This is a genomic window from Streptomyces sp. NPDC047886, from assembly GCF_043204435.1.
Classification (GTDB): Bacteria; Actinomycetota; Actinomycetes; order Streptomycetales; family Streptomycetaceae; genus Streptomyces.
Window position 1 is genome coordinate 228,650 of the sequence record NZ_JBIDCF010000009.1, and the last position, 18,323, is coordinate 246,972.

The following is an 18,323-nucleotide window of genomic DNA, read 5'->3' on the forward strand; positions in this document are numbered from 1 at the left end:
CAGGAGAGACCGGTGTCAGACGTCCGTGTGATCATCCAACGCGATTCCGAGCGGGAAGAGCGCGTGGTGACGACGGGCACTACGGCCGCCGAACTCTTCGCCGGCGAGCGCACCGTCGTCGCCGCCCGTGTCGCGGGCGAGCTGAAGGACCTCGCGTACGCGGTCAAGGACGGCGAGACCGTCGAGCCGGTCGAGATCTCCTCCCCGGACGGACTCGACATCCTGCGCCACTCCACCGCGCACGTCATGGCCCAGGCCGTGCAGGAGCTCTTCCCCGAGGCCAAGCTCGGCATCGGCCCGCCGGTCAAGGACGGCTTCTACTACGACTTCGACGTCGAGAAGCCGTTCACGCCCGAGGACCTCAAGGCCATCGAGAAGAAGATGCAGGAGATCCAGAAGCGGGGCCAGAGGTTCTCCCGCCGGGTGGTCACGGACGAGGCCGCCCGCGAGGAGCTCGCGAACGAGCCGTACAAGCTGGAGCTCATCGGCCTGAAGGGCGCCGCGTCCAGCGACGACGGCGCGGACGTCGAGGTGGGCGGCGGCGAGCTGACCATCTACGACAACCTGGACGCCAAGACCGGCGACCTGTGCTGGAAGGACCTCTGCCGGGGCCCGCACCTGCCGACCACCCGGAACATCCCCGCGTTCAAGCTCATGCGGAACGCGGCCGCGTACTGGCGGGGCAGCGAGAAGAACCCGATGCTCCAGCGGATCTACGGCACCGCGTGGCCGTCGAAGGACGAGCTGAAGGCGCACCTGGACTTCCTCGCCGAGGCCGAGAAGCGCGACCACCGCAAGCTCGGCAGCGAGCTGGACCTCTTCTCCATCCCGGAGGAGATCGGCTCCGGCCTCGCCGTCTTCCACCCCAGGGGCGGCATCATCCGCCGGGTCATGGAGGACTACTCGCGGCGTCGCCACGAGGAGGAGGGGTACGAGTTCGTCTACTCGCCCCACGCGACCAAGGGCAAGCTCTTCGAGAAGTCCGGCCACCTGGACTGGTACGCCGAGGGCATGTACCCGCCCATGCAGCTCGACGAGGGCGTGGACTACTACCTCAAGCCCATGAACTGCCCGATGCACAACCTGATCTTCGACGCGCGGGGCCGCTCGTACCGCGAGCTGCCGCTGCGGCTGTTCGAGTTCGGGACGGTGTACCGGTACGAGAAGTCCGGCGTCGTGCACGGCCTGACCCGCGCCCGCGGCTTCACCCAGGACGACGCGCACATCTACTGCACCAAGGAGCAGATGGCGGACGAGCTCGACAAGACGCTCACCTTCGTCCTGAACCTGCTGCGCGACTACGGCCTCACCGACTTCTACCTGGAGCTGTCCACCAAGGACCCGGAGAAGTTCGTCGGCTCGGACGAGATCTGGGAGGAGGCCACCGCGGTCCTCCAGCAGGTCGCCGAGAAGCAGGGCCTCCCGCTGACCCCCGACCCGGGCGGCGCGGCCTTCTACGGCCCGAAGATCTCCGTCCAGGCGCGGGACGCCATCGGCAGGACCTGGCAGATGTCGACCGTCCAGCTCGACTTCAACCTGCCGGAGCGCTTCGACCTGGAGTACACGGGCCCCGACGGCTCCAAGCAGCGACCGGTCATGATCCACCGCGCGCTGTTCGGTTCGATCGAGCGGTTCTTCGCGGTGCTCCTGGAGCACTACGCGGGTGCCATGCCGCCCTGGCTGGCCCCGGTCCAGGCGGTCGGCATCCCGATCGGCGACGCCCACGTCGAGTACCTGCGGGAGTTCGCCGCCGAGGCGAAGAAGAAGGGCCTGCGGGTCGAGGTGGACGGGTCGTCGGACCGGATGCAGAAGAAGATCCGCAACCAGCAGAAGCTGAAGGTCCCGTTCATGATCATCGTCGGTGACGACGACATGAACGCGGGCACGGTCTCCTTCCGCTACCGCGACGGCTCGCAGGAGAACGGCATCCCCCGTGACCAGGCGATCGCCAAGCTGGTGGACGTCGTGGAGCGCCGCGTACAGGTCTGATCCGCACGCCGCGGACGCGGTGAGGGGCGGTCCCGTTCCGGGGCCGCCCCTCACCGCTTCTCACCTGACGTGCAGCGAATATGCTGGCCCGCATGACGACTGAGCCGGAGCAGCAGATCGGAGTGGGGACGCCTGACGCGTTCCAGCGCCTGTGGACGCCCCACCGGATGGCGTACATCCAGGGGGAGAACAAGCCCACCGGCTCGGGCGCGGGCGACGGCTGCCCGTTCTGCTCCCTTCCGTCGAAGTCCGATGAGGACGGTCTGATCGTCGCCCGGGGCGACCGGGTCTACGCCGTGCTGAACCTGTACCCGTACAACGGCGGTCACCTGATGATCGTGCCGTTCCGGCACGTCGCCGACTACACGGAGCTGGACGAGGCCGAGACGGCCGAGCTGGCGGTGTTCACCAAGCGGGCGATGACCGCGCTGCGCGCGGCGTCGGGGGCCCACGGGTTCAACCTGGGGATGAACCAGGGGGACGCGGCCGGTGCCGGTATCGCCGCACACCTGCACCAGCACATCGTGCCGCGCTGGGGCGGCGACACCAACTTCATGCCGGTCGTGGGACACACGAAGGTGCTGCCGCAGCTGCTGGCCGACACCCGCCGGATGCTCGCGGACGCCTGGCCTCCCGCCTGAGTCGACGGAAGGCCGGCGCCCGGTCACGCGTCGTACGTGTCGGCCTTCTTCGGGCCCGGGTCCTGGACGAGGCCGCTGAGGACGAGCGAGCGGTTGGTGAAGCGTTCGGTGTCCACGCCGTGCTCTTCGAGCATCTTGATGGTGGCGGCGTGGACGGCGCGCATCACGGGCGTGGCGGCGCGGATGGCGTCGTCGGCCATGAAGCGGTGGCGCCAGGGCTTGTCGGCCCATGCGTGACGGAGTCCGAAGGGCTCGGGGAGCACCAGCTTGCCGCCGAGGAAGTCGAGCACGGGCGGGAACCAGGTGAGGGGTGCCCGTACGGCGAGGCGTACGACCTCGTTGGTCTCCACCAAGGGGAGCGTGATCTCCTTGGTCTCCCAGAAGCGGATCTGCTTGGCGACTTCCTTGGTCTTCGCGGCGGGTTTGCCGGTGAAGAGGGAGTGGACCGGGCCGAGGGCGTGTCCGGTGACCTCGATGCGCAGCGTGTGCAGGAGCGCGGTGACGGTGACCATCATGGTCAGGACGAGCTGGCCGTCCCAGAGGACGAACTGCACGCCGAGGTAGTGGCGGTTGCCCTTGCCGAACTGGTTCTCGTTGCAGACGCGCTGTATCTCGTGCGGCTTGACCTGGAAGGTGACGACGTCCTCGCCTTCCGGGCGGGCCACCTCCTTGGCGCCTTCGCCGACGGGGACGACGATCCAGTGGTTGACGGACGGCGTCGGGAAGCCGGTCTTGAGGGTGCCGCGTTCGAGCAGTTTCAGCTGGTCGTGGATGGGCCGTATGACGTCCCAGGTGCGGAAGGCGTGGATCTCCTTGCCGTCCCGGGGGACGAGTTCTTCGGCGAGCTGCCAGCTGCCCCAGCGCGTTCCCATCCCGAGTATGCCCTTGGGGCCGGCGTAGAAGACGACGTTGGAGCGCATTTCGGCGGTGAGCTTCTCCAGGGACTGGCGGAGCTCTTCGGCGGCGGTCTCGTTGGGGTCCTGGGGAACGGCCTCGGGGATCTTGGCGGCGACGCCGCCGCCGCTGAGGAGGGCGTCCCAGCGGGCGCGGAGGTCCTTGGCGGTGGTCTCGCAGACGCGTTTGGCGAGGAACCAGCCGACCACCGGGGCGATGATCATCGCGCGGAGGTAGAGCGCGACGAGTCCGGTGAAGGGCAGCCGGAGCAGGTAGACGACGGCGAGGGCGCCGACGCCGAGGAGAAGCGCGGTGCCGAGGGCGCCGGACCGCTTGCCGGAGGCTCCGGCGAGGTTGCGGCGCAGCTGGAAGACGATGAGCCAGAGCAGCATGCCGGGCAGGAAGACGACTCCGCAGACCACGGTGATCAGGGTGAGGAGCTTGTCGCGCTGCTTGCGGATGCGGGTGGCGGCGAGGCAGTGCTCGACGATCGGCTGGGGTTCGGTACCGAAGGACTGGATGAGGGGCTTGCGGCCGCCGCCGAGCATGCGTACCTGCACGGCCCGGGAGAACGCTTCGCCGAGGTTGGGTTCGAAGAGGGAGAACTTGCCCTTCTTGACCGTCGACTGGTGCCATTCGTTGTTGGCTTCGAGGATCTTCTCGACGGGGTCGTCGCGGTAGGCCGCGGAGGCCAGTGCGTGCGTGGCCACCGTCGCTCCGGCCGAGCCCTGGAGCGGGATCTGCGCCCCGGGGCCAAAACTGTCCATGGTCACTGCCGCCCCCTCGCCGCGTGTGCGGCTGCCGCATCCGCCGCTGCCGTATGTGTCCGCACTGCGCCCTGTTCCCAACTGGCGTGCTTCGCACACCTGCTGAGCTGGGCACTACAGCCTATCGGGGTCGTGGCGCGCGCGTCAGTGGACGGCGGATTCGGCCGATTCGGGCGTACGGGGCGGTGAAGGCCGCCCGCCGGAGGGGAGTTGGCGGGCGGCCGGGTCCACCGGTTCTCACCAGGGGTCAGGCCGCGGTCTCCTCGCGGACCTTGTCGGCGATCTGGGGCGGCATGGCCTCGTGCCGGGCGTAGACGCGGTCGAAGCGGCCGGTGCCGTGGGAGATGGAGCGGAGGTCGACGGCGTACCGTCCGATCTCGATCTCGGGTACGTCGGCCCGTACGAGGGTCCTGCCCTGGCCCGCCTGTTCGGTGCCGACGACGCGGCCCCGGCGGCCGGAGAGGTCGCTCATGACGGGGCCGACGTACTCGTCGGGGACCAGGACCTGGAGTTGGGCGACGGGTTCCAGGAGGTGGATGCGGGTGTCGGCGGCGGCTTCGCGCAGGGCGAGGGCACCGGCGGTCTGGAAAGCGGCGTCGGAGGAGTCCACGGAGTGGGCCTTGCCGTCGACAAGGGTGACGCGGACGTCGACCAGGGGGTATCCGGCGGCGACGCCGCGTGCGGCCTGCGCGCGGACGCCCTTCTCGACGGAGGGGATGAACTGGCGGGGTACGGCTCCGCCGACGACCTTGTCGACGAACTCGATGCCGGAGCCGGGCGGCAGGGGTTCCACCTCGATCTCGCAGATGGCGTACTGGCCGTGTCCGCCGGACTGTTTCACATGGCGTCCGCGTCCGGCGGCCCTGTCGCCGAAGGTCTCGCGGAGGGCGACCTTGTGCGGGACGACGTCGACCTGGACGCCGTAGCGGTTGCGGAGCCGGTCGAGCGCCACGTCCCGGTGGGCTTCGCCGAGGCACCACAGGACGACCTGGTGGGTGTCCTGGTTCTGCTCGAGGCGCATGGTGGGGTCCTCGGCGACGAGCCGGGCCAGACCCTGGGAGAGCTTGTCCTCGTCGGCCTTGCTGTGCGCCTCGATCGCGAGCGGCAGGAGCGGGTCGGGCATCGTCCAGGGCTCCATGAGGAGCGGGTTGTCCCTGGCGGAGAGGGTGTCGCCGGTCTCGGCGCGGTTGAGCTTGGCGACGCTGGCGAGGTCGCCGGCGACGCAGTGGGCCAGTTGCCGCTGCTGCTTGCCGAAGGGGGCGGAGAGCGCGCCGATCCGTTCGTCGACGTCGTGGTCCTCGTGGCCGCGGTCGGTCAGTCCGTGCCCGGAGACGTGGACGGTCTCGTCGGGGCGGAGGGTGCCGGAGAAGACCCGGACGAGGGAGATGCGTCCGACGTACGGGTCGGACGAGGTCTTGACGACTTCGGCGACCAGCGGCCCGTCCGGGTCGCAGCCGATCTCGGGGCGCGGGGAGCCGTCGGGCGCGGTGACGGTGGGCGAGGGGCGTTCCAGGGGGGTGGGGAAGCCGCGGGTGATGAGGTCGAGGAGTTCGACGGTGCCGAGTCCCTGCCGGCCGCCCGGCGCGGCGGGTGCGGCGGCGAGCACGGGGTGGAAGGTGCCGCGGGCGACGGCCTTCTCGAGGTCGTCGATGAGGGTCTTGAGGTCGATGTCCTCGCCGCCGAGGTAGCGGTCCATGAGGGTTTCGTCCTCGCTCTCGGCGATGATCCCTTCGATCAGCCGGTTGCGGGCCGTTTCGATGAGGGCGCGCTGGGTGTCGTCCGGCGGGTTCTCCTTTCGTTCACCCGTGGAGTAGTCGAAGATCTTCTGCGTGAGGAGTCCGACGAGTCCGGTGGCCGGCGCGTGTCCGTCGGGTGCCTCGGCGCCGAGTACGGGCAGGTAGAGCGGGAGGACGGCGTCGGGGTCGTCCCCGCCGAAGATGTCGCTGAGGATGGCGGTGAGCTGTTCGAAGTCGGTCCGCGCGGTGTCGAGGTGCGTGACGACGATGGCGCGCGGCATGCCGACGGCTGCGCACTCCTCCCACACCATGCGCGTGGATCCGGCGACGGCGTCGGCCTCCTGAGCGGCCGAGACGACGAAGAGGGCCGCGTCCGCGGCGCGCAGACCGGCCCTGAGCTCCCCGACGAAGTCGGCGTAACCGGGGGCGTCCAGCAGATTGATCTTGTAGGTGCCCCACTGGAGGGGGACGAGGGAGAGCTGTACGGAACGTTGCTGGCGGTGCTCGATCTCGTCGTAGTCCGAGACGGTGCCGCCGTCCTCGACGCGCCCCGCCCGGTTGATCGCTCCCGCGGTGAGGGCGAGGGCTTCGACGAGGGTGGTCTTGCCCGATCCGCTGTGGCCGACCAGCACCACATTCCGTACCGATGACGGCTGGTCGGCCGTTACCGCACTGCCGGCGGCCCCGGGGTGGGTGTTCGCCTTGTCGCCCATGGTTCTTCCTCCCGATCGCAAGGGGACGGTGAGGTGGGGGGCGCGGGCGCGGGGGAGCCGCACGGGCCCAGGCGCTGGCGGGGCAGCTCCGGCGGTGCCCGCGGTGGTCTTTCGAGCTTTCCACTCCCGTGGCGCCGCGTCCATACGTCGGACATACGGCGACGTCGGGGCGGGTGGCGCCGGGTGCCCGGCGCCGACGGGGGGTGGGCGTGACTACGATGGGCCAGCCGGTGGCCGATGGGGCCGCGCGGCTCTCCGACCCCTCGGGAAGGCCATGCTGAACAAGTACGCGCGTGCGTTCTTCACGCGTGTTCTCACACCGTTCGCCGCGTTTCTCCTGCGTCGCGGGGTGAGTCCCGACGCCGTCACCCTGATCGGTACGGCCGGTGTGGTGGCGGGTGCGCTGGTCTTCTTCCCACGCGGGGAGTTCTTCTGGGGCACGATCGTCATCACGCTGTTCGTGTTCTCCGATCTCGTCGACGGCAACATGGCCCGTCAGGCCGGTGTGTCCAGCCGGTGGGGCGCGTTCCTCGACTCGACGCTGGACCGGGTAGCCGACGGCGCCGTCTTCGGTGGCTTCGCCCTGTGGTACGCGGGCCGTGGCGACGACAATGTGTTGTGTGCCGTGGCCATCTTCTGCCTGGCGAGCGGGCAGGTGGTGTCGTACACGAAGGCACGCGGTGAGTCGATCGGGCTTCCGGTGGCGGTGAACGGCCTGGTGGAGCGGGCGGAGCGGCTGGTGGTCTCGCTGGTGGCGGCGGGACTCGCGGGCCTGCACGGGTTCGGGGTGCCGGGGATCCAGATCCTGCTGCCGATCGCCCTCTGGGTGGTCGCCGTCGGCAGCGCGGTGACACTGGGGCAGCGAGTGGTGACGGTACGGCGCGAGGCGGCCGAGGCGGATGCCGCGGCGGGCGCCGAGCCGGGTGCCGGGGGCGCGGGTGCCGAAGGCGCGAGGGGGAGTGAGGCCACGTCATGAGCGCGGCGAGGGACCGGCTGACCGACGCCCTGTACGGGCTGGGGTGGAGCACGGTGAAGAAGCTTCCGGAGCCGGTCGCCGCGGGGCTCGGGCGTCGCATCGCCGACACGGCGTGGAAGCGGCGCGGTACGAGCGTGCGGCGGCTGGAGTCCAATCTGGCGCGGGTCGTCCCCGATGCCTCGCCGGCCAGGCTCGCCGAGCTGTCCAAGGCCGGGATGCGCTCGTACATGCGCTACTGGATGGAGTCGTTCCGGCTGCCGACATGGAGCGCGGAGCGGGTGAAGCGCGGCTTCGACGTGCGGGACGTGCACCACCTGACGGACGGGCTCGCCGCCGGGAAGGGAGTGGTCCTGGCGCTGCCGCACCTGGCGAACTGGGACCTGGCCGGGGTGTGGGTGACCCGTGCCCTGGGCGTGCCGTTCACCACCGTCGCGGAACGGCTGAAGCCCGAGACGCTGTACGACCGGTTCGTGGCGTACCGGGAGTCGCTGGGCATGGAGGTGCTGCCGCACACGGGTGGCGCGGCGTTCGGGACGCTGGCGCGGCGGCTGCGGTCCGGCGGGCTGGTGTGCCTGGTCGCCGACCGTGACCTGTCGGCCTCGGGTGTCGAGGTGAAGTTCTTCGGCGAGACGGCGCGGATGCCGGCCGGGCCCGCGCTGCTGGCCCAGCAGACCGGGGCGCTGCTGCTCCCGGTGACGCTGTGGTACGACGACTCCCCGGTGATGAAGGGGCGGGTGCACCCGCCGGTGGACGTCCCCGAGGCGGGGACCCGCGGCGAGCGGACCGCCGTGATGACGCAGGCGCTGGCCGACGCGTTCGCGACCGGTATCGCCGACCATCCGCAGGACTGGCACATGCTCCAGCGGCTCTGGCTCGCGGACCTGGATCCGGCGAAGGCCCCTGCGGGTGATGTGGGTGCGGTGGGTTCTGCGGGTGATGTGGGTGCGGTGGGTGCGGTGGGTTCTGCGGGTGATGTGGGTGCGGTGGGTTCTGTGGGTTCTGTGGGTGATGTGCGTTCTGTGGGTGATGAGGGACCTGGGGGGCCTGCCGGGGGTTCGTCCGCGGCCGGAGACTCTTCTGCGGAGGGCGCCTCGTGAGGATCGGCATCGTCTGCCCCTACTCCTGGGACGTCCCCGGCGGCGTCCAGTTCCACATCAGGGACCTCGCGGAGCATCTGATCCGGCTCGGTCACGAGGTCTCCGTGCTGGCCCCCGCCGACGACGGGACGCCGCTGCCGCCGTACGTGGTGTCGGCGGGCCGCGCCGTACCCGTGCCGTACAACGGGTCCGTGGCCCGGCTGAACTTCGGCTTCCTGTCGGCCGCCCGCGTACGTCGCTGGCTGCACGACGGCACGTTCGACGTGATCCACATCCATGAGCCGGCGTCGCCGTCGCTGGGCCTGCTGTCCTGCTGGGCGGCGCAGGGGCCGATCGTCGCGACGTTCCACACCTCCAACCCCCGGTCGCGGGCGATGATCGCGGCGTATCCGATCCTCCAGCCGGCGCTGGAGAAGATCAGCGCCCGGATCGCGGTGAGCGAGTACGCGCGGCGCACCCTGGTGGAGCACCTCGGCGGCGACGCGGTGGTCATCCCCAACGGCGTCGACGTGGACTTCTTCGCCAGGGCCGAGCCGAAGGAGGCGTGGCAGGGCGACACCCTGGGGTTCATCGGGCGGATCGACGAGCCCCGCAAGGGCCTGCCCGTGCTGATGAAGGCGCTCCCGAAGATCCTCGAAGCCCGGCCCCGGACGCGGCTGCTCGTCGCGGGACGCGGCGACGAGGAGGAGGCCGTCGCGTCGCTGCCGGAGGACATGCGGCAGCGGGTGGAGTTCCTCGGCATGGTCAGCGACGAGGACAAGGCGCGGCTGCTGCGGAGCGTCGACGTGTACGTGGCGCCCAACACCGGCGGCGAGAGCTTCGGGATCATCCTGGTCGAGGCGCTGTCGGCGGGCGCGCCCGTGCTGGCGAGCGATCTGGACGCGTTCGCGCAGGTGCTGGACCAGGGCGCGGCGGGAGAGCTGTTCGCCAACGAGGACGCCGACGCCCTCGCGCGCGCCGCGATCCGGCTGCTCGACGACCCGGCGCGACGGGCGGAGCTGAGCGAGCGGGGCAGCGCGCACGTCCGGCGCTTCGACTGGTCGACGGTCGGCGCGGACATCCTGGCGGTGTACGAGACGGTGACGGACGGCGCGGCGTCGGTCGCCACGGACGAGCGCACCGGCCTCTGGGCCCGCTGGGGCCTCGCCCGGGACTAGCGCCTCTCCGGCGCGGCCGGCGCGGTGGGTGGGGGCGTGACCGTTCCGGGCTCGACTCCTCGGGGCCGGCGGCCCTCCGTACACGTATCGCGTGCCCGACAGCGGCCGCCGACCCCTGCGGGGACGACCCTCCACGGCCCCACCCGTCGCCGTCGCCGGGTGCGGGTCTCTGTGTGGTGTGGGTTGTGGCCCTTGGGGGGCTGGTTGCGGCCGCGTGCGTTGTTGTGGCCGGGTGCGTGTGTGGCGTGGGTTGGGCCTTTGGGGGTTGGTTGCGGCCGCGTGCGTTGTTGTCGCCGGGTGCGGTCTGTGTCGTGGTCTCCTCGGTGGGCGGGGGTAGCCTTTCGGGCCGTGACCGTAACCCTGATCTGGATCGTCGTCGCCCTGTTCGCGATCGGCCTGTACCTCAGCTGGACCGCGGGGCGGCTCGACCGGCTGCACGCCCGGATCGACGCCGCGCGTGCCGCGCTCGACGCCCAGTTGTTGCGCCGGGCCTCGGTCACCCAGGAGCTGGCCACATCGGGGGTGCTGGATCCGGCGGCGTCGATCGTGCTGTACCAGGCGGCGCACGCGGCCCGGCAGGCCGAGGAGGAGCAGCGGGAGGTCGCCGAGAGCGAGCTGAGCCAGGCGCTGCGGGCCGTGTTCGGCGAGCAGGAGCAGGTGGACGCGGTACGGGAGGCGCCCGGGGGTGAGGAGGCGGCCGGGGAGCTCGCCGCCGCCGTACGGCGGGTGCCGATGGCCCGGCGGTTCCACAACGACGCCGTACGGGCCGCACGCGCGCTGCGCAGGCACCGCAAGGTGCGCTGGTTCCGGCTCGCGGGGCACGCGCCGTTCCCGATGGCGTTCGAGATGGACGACGAGCCGCCCGTCGCGCTCGCCGACCGCGCGTCCTAGCCACCCCAAAACGAGCCACCGGCTCCCCATTGGCCCTTGCTGTGGCCTGGTCGGTCCGTGTTTCCTCACTGGTGTTGTCCTCGGGTGTTCCACCCGTCCCGTTTTCCCCAGTGAGGTCCTCCGTGTCCAGCACGCTCCCCACCAGCCCGCAGTCCCCCGAGACCGGCACCGCGCGCGTCAAGCGCGGCATGGCCGAGCAGCTCAAGGGCGGCGTGATCATGGACGTGGTCAACGCCGAGCAGGCCAAGATCGCCGAGGACGCCGGCGCCGTCGCCGTCATGGCGCTGGAGCGGGTCCCCGCCGACATCCGCAAGGACGGCGGCGTCGCCCGTATGTCCGACCCCAACATGATCGAAGAGATCATCGACGCGGTCTCCATCCCCGTGATGGCCAAGTCCCGCATCGGGCACTTCGTCGAGGCCCAGGTTCTGCAGTCGCTGGGTGTGGACTACATCGACGAGTCCGAGGTCCTGACCCCGGCCGACGAGGTCAACCACTCCGACAAGTGGGCCTTCACCACCCCGTTCGTGTGCGGCGCCACCAACCTCGGTGAGGCCCTGCGCCGGATCGCCGAGGGCGCGGCCATGATCCGCTCCAAGGGCGAGGCCGGCACCGGCAACGTCGTCGAGGCGGTCCGCCACCTGCGCCAGATCAAGAACGAGATCGCCAAGCTGCGCGGTTTCGACAACAACGAGCTGTACGCCGCGGCCAAGGAGCTGCGTGCCCCGTACGAGCTCGTCGCGGAGGTCGCCCAGCTCGGCAAGCTGCCGGTGGTGCTGTTCTCCGCCGGTGGCGTGGCGACCCCGGCCGACGCCGCGCTGATGCGCCAGCTCGGCGCCGAGGGCGTCTTCGTCGGCTCGGGCATCTTCAAGTCGGGCGACCCGGCCAAGCGCGCCGCCGCCATCGTGAAGGCCACCACCTTCTACGACGACCCGAAGATCATCGCGGACGCCTCCCGCAACCTGGGCGAGGCCATGGTCGGCATCAACTGCGACACGCTGCCCGAGGCCGAGCGCTACGCGAACCGGGGCTGGTGATGACCACTCCCGTCATCGGCGTCCTGGCGCTCCAGGGCGATGTACGGGAGCACCTGATCGCCCTGGCCGCGGCCGACGCCGTGGCCAGGCCGGTCCGGCGCCCCGAGGAGCTCGCCGAGGTCGACGGCCTGGTCATACCCGGCGGCGAGTCCACCACGATCTCCAAGCTGGCGAACCTCTTCGGCATGCTGGAGCCGCTCCGTGAGCGCATCGCGGCCGGGATGCCGGTCTACGGCACCTGCGCCGGTCTGATCATGCTCGCCGACAAGATCCTCGACCCGCGTTCGGGCCAGGAGACGTTCGGCGGCATCGACATGATCGTCCGCCGTAACGCCTTCGGGCGGCAGAACGAGTCGTTCGAGGCGTCCGTCGAGGTCGCCGGTGTCGAGGGCGGCCCCGTGGAGGGCGTGTTCATCCGCGCCCCGTGGGTCGAGTCGACGGGAGCGCGGGTGGAGGTCGTCGCCGAGTACGACGGTCACATCGTCGCCGTGCGCCAGGGCAACGCGCTGGCCACCTCGTTCCATCCGGAACTCACCGGCGACCACCGGATGCACGCGCTGTTCGTCGAGATGGTGCGCGCGGCGGCCTGAGAGGATCCCGGTAGGATCTCTGGGGTTCGTTCAGTATGGGTTACGCGAAGGAGACAGGCAGATGTCCGGCCACTCTAAATGGGCTACGACGAAGCACAAGAAGGCCGTGATCGACGCCAAGCGCGGCAAGCTCTTCGCGAAGCTGATCAAGAACGTCGAGGTGGCGGCCCGTACCGGCGGCGCCGACCCCGACGGCAACCCGACGCTCTTCGACGCCATCCAGAAGGCGAAGAAGAGCTCGGTCCCGAACAAGAACATCGACTCCGCCGTCAAGCGCGGTGCCGGCCTGGAGGCCGGTGGCGCCGACTACGAGACGATCATGTACGAGGGCTACGGCCCGAACGGTGTCGCGGTGCTCATCGAGTGCCTCACCGACAACCGCAACCGCGCCGCGTCGGACGTCCGGGTCGCCATGACCCGCAACGGCGGCTCGATGGCCGACCCGGGCTCGGTGTCGTACCTGTTCAACCGCAAGGGCGTCGTCGTCCTGCCGAAGGGCGAGCTGACGGAGGACGACGTCCTCGGTGCCGTCCTCGACGCCGGTGCCGAAGAGGTCAACGACCTCGGTGAGAACTTCGAGGTCATCAGCGAGGCCACCGACCTCGTCGCGGTCCGCACCGCGCTCCAGGACGCCGGTATCGACTACGAGTCGGCGGAGGCCAGCTTCGTCCCGACCATGCAGGTCGAGCTGGACGAGGAGGGCGCGCGCAAGATCTTCAAGCTGATCGACGCGCTGGAGGACAGCGACGACGTGCAGAACGTCTTCGCCAACTTCGACGTCTCCGACGACGTCATGGAGAAGGTCGACGCCTGATCCGCGTACGCACGACGGGCCGACGGGAACACACCCCCGTCGGCCCGTCGCGTTGTCAGAGGCGGCGGTTAGTCTGACCGCAGTCGTCAGGTGCGGAGAGGGGAGGGGTGGCGTGCGCGTTCTCGGTGTGGACCCGGGTCTGACCCGCTGTGGTATCGGTGTCGTCGAGGGTGTGGCAGGGCGGCCGTTGACCATGCTCGGAGTCGGAGTCGTCCGTACCCCCGCCGACGCGGACATCGGCGACCGCCTCGTCGCCATCGAGCGCGGCATAGAGGAGTGGCTCGACGCGCACCGCCCCGAACTGGTCGCTGTCGAGCGGGTGTTCAGTCAGCACAACGTACGGACGGTGATGGGCACCGCCCAGGCGAGCGCGGTCGCCATGCTGTGCGCGGCCCGCCGTGGCATCCCCGTCGCGCTGCACACGCCCAGCGAGGTCAAGGCATCCGTCACCGGCAGCGGCCGGGCCGACAAGGCGCAGGTGGGCGCGATGGTGACCCGGCTGCTGCGGCTCGACGCCCCGCCCAGGCCGGCCGACGCGGCCGACGCCCTCGCCCTGGCGATCTGCCACATCTGGCGGGCGCCCGCGCAGAACCGCCTCCAGCAGGCGGCCGCGGCGCACCGGGCCGCGCGGCCCCCGGCGCGTGGCCCCGCCCCCGTATCCGCGCGACGCGCAGCGAAAGGCCATACCGCATGATCGCCTTCGTGAGCGGCCCCGTCGCCGCCCTCGCCCCGACCACGGCCGTGATCGAGGTCGGCGGCGTCGGCATGGCCGTCCAGTGCACCCCCGGCACCCTCGCTGGCCTGAGGGTCGGTCAGGAGGCCCGGCTGGCCACGTCGTTGGTCGTCCGCGAGGACTCGCTGACCCTGTACGGCTTCGCCGACGACGACGAGCGCCAGGTCTTCGAACTGCTCCAGACCGCCAGCGGCGTCGGCCCGCGCCTCGCCCAGGCCATGCTGGCCGTGCACACCCCGGACGCGTTGCGCGTCGCGGTCGCCACCGGCGACGAGAAGGCGCTCACCGCCGTGCCCGGCATCGGCAAGAAGGGCGCCCAGAAGCTGCTGCTGGAGCTCAAGGACCGGCTCGGCGAGCCGACCGGCGCGCACATCGGCCGCCAGGGGGCCGCCGCCGCGGCCGCCCCCTCGTGGCGCGACCAGTTGCACGCCGCGCTGATCGGCCTCGGCTACGCGACGCGTGAGGCGGACGACGCGGTGGCCGCGGTCGCCCCGCAGGCCGAGGCGGCCGCCGGTGAACCGCAGATCGGGCAGCTGCTCAAGGCCGCCCTCCAGACCCTGAACCGCACCCGCTGACCAGCGGCGACGACCGGAAGACCGTGAGGCACACCCCCATGGACTGGGACGACACCAGCGACGACACCGCCCGCGAGACCCCGGCCGGCCGGGTGCCCGCGCCGGGGCACGGGGCCGACGAGCGGCTCGTCGGCGCGTCCGCCGACGGCGAGGACCAGGCCGTCGAGGCCGCGCTCCGGCCCAAGTCGCTGGACGAGTTCGTGGGGCAGGAGCGCGTCCGCGAGCAGCTCGACCTGGTACTCAAGGCAGCCCTGGCGCGCGGCGCGACCGCCGACCACGTCCTGCTCTCCGGTGCGCCCGGCCTCGGCAAGACCACCCTCTCCATGATCATCGCGGCGGAGATGGGCGCCCCCATCCGGATCACGTCCGGCCCCGCCATCCAGCACGCCGGCGACCTCGCCGCGATCCTCTCCTCCCTCCAGGAGGGCGAGGTCCTCTTCCTCGACGAGATCCACCGCATGTCCCGGCCCGCCGAGGAGATGCTCTACATGGCGATGGAGGACTTCCGCGTCGACGTCATCGTCGGCAAGGGCCCGGGCGCCACCGCCATCCCCCTCGAACTGCCGCCGTTCACCCTGGTCGGCGCCACCACCCGGGCCGGCCTGCTGCCGCCCCCGCTGCGCGACCGGTTCGGTTTCACCGCCCACATGGAGTTCTACGCCCCGGCCGAGCTGGAGCGCGTCGTGCACCGCTCCGCCCAGCTCCTCGACGTCGAGATCGACCCGGCGGGCGCCGCCGAGATCGCCGGCCGCTCCCGTGGCACGCCCCGCATCGCCAACCGCCTGCTGCGCCGCGTCCGGGACTACGCGCAGGTGAAGGCGGACGGGCTGGTCACGAGGGACATCGCGGCGACGGCCCTCGCGGTGTACGAGGTCGACGCCCGGGGGCTGGACCGGCTGGACCGTGCCGTCCTGGAGGCCCTGCTGAAGCTGTTCGGCGGCGGACCGGTCGGTCTGTCGACCCTCGCGGTGGCCGTGGGGGAGGAGCGCGAGACGGTCGAGGAGGTGGCCGAACCGTTCCTGGTGCGGGAGGGGCTGCTGGCGCGCACGCCCCGTGGCCGGGTAGCGACGCCCGCCGCGTGGGCGCATCTCGGACTGGTCGCGCCGCAGGCGGGCGGGCCCGCAAGCGGACAACAGGGGCTGTTCGGGACGTGACGGCGCGGAGACTCGCGGGGTCAGGAACCGCGGTGCGATGCTGGGCGTTGTTCCATTGATGCGGACTCGCCTAGACTCCGCCGATGCCGCCCTTTCAGGTCGGCGTGCCCACCCCCGTAGACCAGGCCGCTCACCAGCGCGGTCGTGCGAAGGAATACCGTCCCGTGGATTTCGTGACTCTCCTCCCCTTCATCGTGCTCATCGGGGCCATGTTCCTGATGACCCGCTCCGCCAAGAAGAAGCAGCAAGCGGCGGCGGCGATGCGCGACCAGATGCAGCCCGGCACCGGTGTGCGCACGATCGGGGGGATGTACGCCACCGTCAAGGAGGTCGGCGACGACACGGTCCTCCTCGAGGTCGCGCCCGGCGTTCACGCGGTGTACGCGAAGAACGCGATCGGCGCCGTCCTCGACGACGAGGAGTACAACCGCATCGTTCACGGTGAGACCGCCGGCGACCTCAAGGTCGACGGCCCGGTCGTCCCGGACGACGCGTCCTCGCTGACCGAGCCCACCGACGCCGCCGGCGGTGCCTCGGGCGACGCCAAGCCGGACCTCACCAAGAAGGCCGACACGGACGACGCCGAGCCGCGGGACGGCAAGGGCGGCGGCGAGGCCGACGCGAAGTAGACGCGTACGGGGACCGCGGTGACGCCCACCGGCGTCCGCGGTCCCCGGGTCGTGTCCACATCGGTATCTGCGGGGGCAGGTCCCCACACACACTTCGTGGCCGCCCCGCGCACACCCTGCGCGGGGCGGTTGGACAGGGAGAATCGAGAAGGTGGCAGCACCGAAGAAGGGCCGGAGGCCCAGCGGCCCAGGCAGGCCGGGCCGTGCGCTCGCCCTCATCCTGAGCGTCATGGTGGCCCTCGGGGGGGCAATGTTCCTCTTCAAGGCCACCACGCCGCGGCTGGGCATCGACCTCGCGGGTGGGACGACCATCACGCTGGAGGCGAAGGCGCAGCCGGGTCAGGAGGAAGCGGTCAACCCGACCAACCTGAACACCGCGGTCGGCATCATCGACCGCCGGGTCAACGGTCTGGGTGTCTCCGAGGCCGAGGTCCAGACACAGGGTGACCGCAACATCGTCGTGACCATCCCCAAGGGGACCAACGAGAAGCAGGCGCGAGAGCAGGTCGGCACGACCGCTCAGCTGCACTTCCGTCCGGTGCTGACCTGGGCCCCGAGCGGACCGACCGCGCCCACGCCGTCCGACAGCCCCACCTCGTCCACGGAGCCCTCCGCGAGCCCGTCGACCTCGGCCTCGGCCGGTGCGGGCACCTCGGCGACACCCTCCGCCAGCGCCACCACGCAGGGCCGTGCCGCCAGCGACGTTCTGAAGAAGGCGCCCACCCCGAGCACCACTCCCGGCGCCTCCACCTCGCCGGACGCCTCGGGGTCCCCGACGCCGACGGCGCCCACGCCTCCCGGCGACGCGGCCGACGCGCAGCTGGAGCAGCAGTTCGCCGCGCTCGACTGCACGCCCAAGGCGGCCAAGTCCGGCGACAAGAAGGCCGTGCCCAACCCGGCCAGCAACGTTCCGGCGGAGAAGCCGACCGTGGCATGCGGCACCGAAGGCGACGCCAAGTACATCCTCGGCCCGGCCGAGGTCGCCGGTACCGACGTGGACAAGGCCAACGCCACGATCGACCAGCAGCGCGGCCAGTGGATCGTGCAGATGGAGTTCACCTCCGCCGGTTCCAAGAAGTTCCAGAAGATCACCAGCAAGCTGTCGCAGCAGTCGCCGCCGATGAACCAGTTCGCGATCACGCTCGACGGCCAGGTCGTCTCGGCCCCGTCCGTGCAGCAGACGCTGAGCGCCAACGCCGAGATCTCCGGCAGCTTCACCCAGGAGTCGGCGCAGGACCTGGCCAACATCCTGTCCTACGGTGCGCTGCCGCTCAGCTTCGAAGAGGCCAACGTCCTCACCATCTCGCCGACGCTCGGCGGGGAGCAGCTGAAGGCGGGCCTGATCGCGGGTGCCATCGGTCTGGCGCTCGTCATGCTCTACCTGATCATGTACTACCGGGCTCTCGCCGCCGTGGCGATCGCCAGCCTCCTGGCCATGGGCGCCATGACCTACGCGATCATGAGCCTGCTGGGTCCGGCCATCGGCCTGGCGCTCAGCCTGCCCGCCGTCTGCGGTGCCATCGTGGCGATCGGTATCACGGCCGACTCCTTCATCGTCTACTTCGAGAGGATCAGGGACGAGGTCCGCGAGGGGCGGTCGGTGCGCCCCGCCATCGAACGGGCATGGCCCCGGGCCCGGCACACCATCCTCGTCTCCGACGTGGTCTCCTTCCTCGCGGCCGTGGTGCTGTTCTTCGCCGCCGTCGGTTCGGTCCAGGGCTTCGCCTTCGTCCTCGGGCTCACCACCCTCCTGGACGTCGTGGTGGTGTTCCTGCTGACCAAGCCGCTGACCAGCCTGCTGGCCCGGCGGAAGTTCTTCTCCAGTGGCCACCCGTGGTCCGGTCTTGACCCCAAGCGGCTGGCCGGCCGGCCACCGATCCGAGGCGGACGCCGTTCGGCCCTGAAGTCCGCCGACCCGAAGGAGGCCTGA

General features: G+C 71.0%; 16 protein-coding genes. 14 read left to right on the plus strand and 2 right to left on the minus strand.

All coding sequences use genetic code 11. The features are described from left to right. The first annotated feature begins 12 nt into the window (after nt 1-12). Nucleotides 13-1,989, plus strand: a complete 1,977-nt coding sequence (gene thrS / locus ACGF5U_RS26610) for a threonine--tRNA ligase (protein ID WP_392718398.1) — start codon at nt 13-15, stop codon at nt 1,987-1,989. 80 nt (nt 1,990-2,069) lie between these two features. Further along, a complete protein-coding gene (locus ACGF5U_RS26615; RefSeq protein ID WP_392718396.1) occupies nt 2,070-2,630 on the plus strand; it encodes an HIT family protein in 561 nt (186 codons plus the stop codon). Nucleotides 2,631-2,653: 23 nt separating this feature from the next. Here ACGF5U_RS26615 and ACGF5U_RS26620 read toward each other — a convergent pair whose 3' ends face one another. Continuing rightward, on the minus strand, nt 2,654-4,291 hold the full coding sequence (locus ACGF5U_RS26620) for a hypothetical protein (RefSeq protein WP_392718394.1): 1,638 nt from the start codon (nt 4,289-4,291) through the stop codon (nt 2,654-2,656). Between the two features lie 247 nt (nt 4,292-4,538). Further along, a complete protein-coding gene (locus ACGF5U_RS26625) occupies nt 4,539-6,740 on the minus strand; it encodes an elongation factor G-like protein EF-G2 (RefSeq protein WP_392718392.1) in 2,202 nt (733 codons plus the stop codon). Between the two features lie 274 nt (nt 6,741-7,014). Here ACGF5U_RS26625 and pgsA point away from each other — a divergent pair, with 274 nt between their 5' ends. The 12 genes from pgsA (at nt 7,015) to secD (ending at nt 18,323) form a co-directional block, all read left to right on the plus strand. Next, complete coding sequence (pgsA, locus tag ACGF5U_RS26630) at nt 7,015-7,716, plus strand: phosphatidylinositol phosphate synthase (RefSeq protein WP_392718390.1); 702 nt, start codon at nt 7,015-7,017, stop codon at nt 7,714-7,716. Next, nucleotides 7,713-8,813, plus strand: a complete 1,101-nt coding sequence (locus ACGF5U_RS26635; RefSeq protein ID WP_392718388.1) for a phosphatidylinositol mannoside acyltransferase — start codon at nt 7,713-7,715, stop codon at nt 8,811-8,813. The genes pgsA and ACGF5U_RS26635 overlap by 4 nt, the downstream gene beginning before the upstream one ends. After that, nucleotides 8,810-9,970, plus strand: coding sequence for a glycosyltransferase family 4 protein (locus ACGF5U_RS26640; RefSeq protein ID WP_392718386.1), 1,161 nt, complete (start codon nt 8,810-8,812; stop codon nt 9,968-9,970). Before ACGF5U_RS26635 ends, ACGF5U_RS26640 begins: the two co-directional genes overlap by 4 nt. A 348-nt stretch (nt 9,971-10,318) precedes the next feature. Next, a complete protein-coding gene (locus ACGF5U_RS26645) occupies nt 10,319-10,861 on the plus strand; it encodes a hypothetical protein (protein WP_392718384.1) in 543 nt (180 codons plus the stop codon). A 122-nt stretch (nt 10,862-10,983) separates the two neighbouring features. Beyond that, nucleotides 10,984-11,898 carry a pyridoxal 5'-phosphate synthase lyase subunit PdxS gene (pdxS, locus tag ACGF5U_RS26650; RefSeq protein WP_392718382.1) on the plus strand — a complete coding sequence of 305 codons (915 nt, stop codon included), beginning with the start codon at nt 10,984-10,986 and terminating at the stop codon, nt 11,896-11,898. Then, on the plus strand, nt 11,895-12,488 hold the full coding sequence (gene pdxT / locus ACGF5U_RS26655) for a pyridoxal 5'-phosphate synthase glutaminase subunit PdxT (protein ID WP_392718380.1): 594 nt from the start codon (nt 11,895-11,897) through the stop codon (nt 12,486-12,488). Before pdxS ends, pdxT begins: the two co-directional genes overlap by 4 nt. A gap of 61 nt (nt 12,489-12,549) precedes the next feature. Continuing rightward, nucleotides 12,550-13,302, plus strand: a complete 753-nt coding sequence (locus ACGF5U_RS26660; RefSeq protein WP_392718378.1) for a YebC/PmpR family DNA-binding transcriptional regulator — start codon at nt 12,550-12,552, stop codon at nt 13,300-13,302. Nucleotides 13,303-13,414: 112 nt separating this feature from the next. Then, on the plus strand, nt 13,415-13,996 hold the full coding sequence (gene ruvC / locus ACGF5U_RS26665; RefSeq protein WP_392718376.1) for a crossover junction endodeoxyribonuclease RuvC: 582 nt from the start codon (nt 13,415-13,417) through the stop codon (nt 13,994-13,996). Then, nucleotides 13,993-14,610: a Holliday junction branch migration protein RuvA gene (gene ruvA, locus ACGF5U_RS26670; protein ID WP_392718374.1), complete on the plus strand. Its 618-nt coding sequence runs from the start codon at nt 13,993-13,995 to the stop codon at nt 14,608-14,610. Before ruvC ends, ruvA begins: the two co-directional genes overlap by 4 nt. A gap of 38 nt (nt 14,611-14,648) precedes the next feature. Continuing rightward, nucleotides 14,649-15,764 (plus strand): Holliday junction branch migration DNA helicase RuvB, encoded by a 1,116-nt coding sequence (gene ruvB / locus ACGF5U_RS26675; protein WP_392718372.1) that lies wholly within the window; start codon nt 14,649-14,651, stop codon nt 15,762-15,764. Between the two features lie 164 nt (nt 15,765-15,928). Continuing rightward, entirely contained in the window at nt 15,929-16,393 is a 465-nt protein-coding gene (yajC, locus tag ACGF5U_RS26680; protein WP_392718370.1) for a preprotein translocase subunit YajC, read from the plus strand. A gap of 151 nt (nt 16,394-16,544) precedes the next feature. Further along, nucleotides 16,545-18,323 carry a protein translocase subunit SecD gene (secD, locus tag ACGF5U_RS26685; RefSeq protein ID WP_392718368.1) on the plus strand — a complete coding sequence of 593 codons (1,779 nt, stop codon included), beginning with the start codon at nt 16,545-16,547 and terminating at the stop codon, nt 18,321-18,323.

What these genes read in the sequence shown, in the direction of transcription:
- ACGF5U_RS26615 (WP_392718396.1), top strand. Translation starts at nt 2,070, where the DNA reads ATGCTGGCCCGCATGACGACTGAGCCGGAGCAGCAGATCGGAGTGGGG.
- ACGF5U_RS26620 (WP_392718394.1), bottom strand. Translation starts at nt 4,291, where the DNA reads ATGGACAGTTTTGGCCCCGGGGCGCAGATCCCGCTCCAGGGCTCGGCC.
- ACGF5U_RS26625 (WP_392718392.1), bottom strand. Translation starts at nt 6,740, where the DNA reads ATGGGCGACAAGGCGAACACCCACCCCGGGGCCGCCGGCAGTGCGGTA.
- pgsA (WP_392718390.1), top strand. Translation starts at nt 7,015, where the DNA reads ATGCTGAACAAGTACGCGCGTGCGTTCTTCACGCGTGTTCTCACACCG.
- ACGF5U_RS26635 (WP_392718388.1), top strand. Translation starts at nt 7,713, where the DNA reads ATGAGCGCGGCGAGGGACCGGCTGACCGACGCCCTGTACGGGCTGGGG.
- ACGF5U_RS26660 (WP_392718378.1), top strand. Translation starts at nt 12,550, where the DNA reads ATGTCCGGCCACTCTAAATGGGCTACGACGAAGCACAAGAAGGCCGTG.
- ruvA (WP_392718374.1), top strand. Translation starts at nt 13,993, where the DNA reads ATGATCGCCTTCGTGAGCGGCCCCGTCGCCGCCCTCGCCCCGACCACG.
- ruvB (WP_392718372.1), top strand. Translation starts at nt 14,649, where the DNA reads ATGGACTGGGACGACACCAGCGACGACACCGCCCGCGAGACCCCGGCC.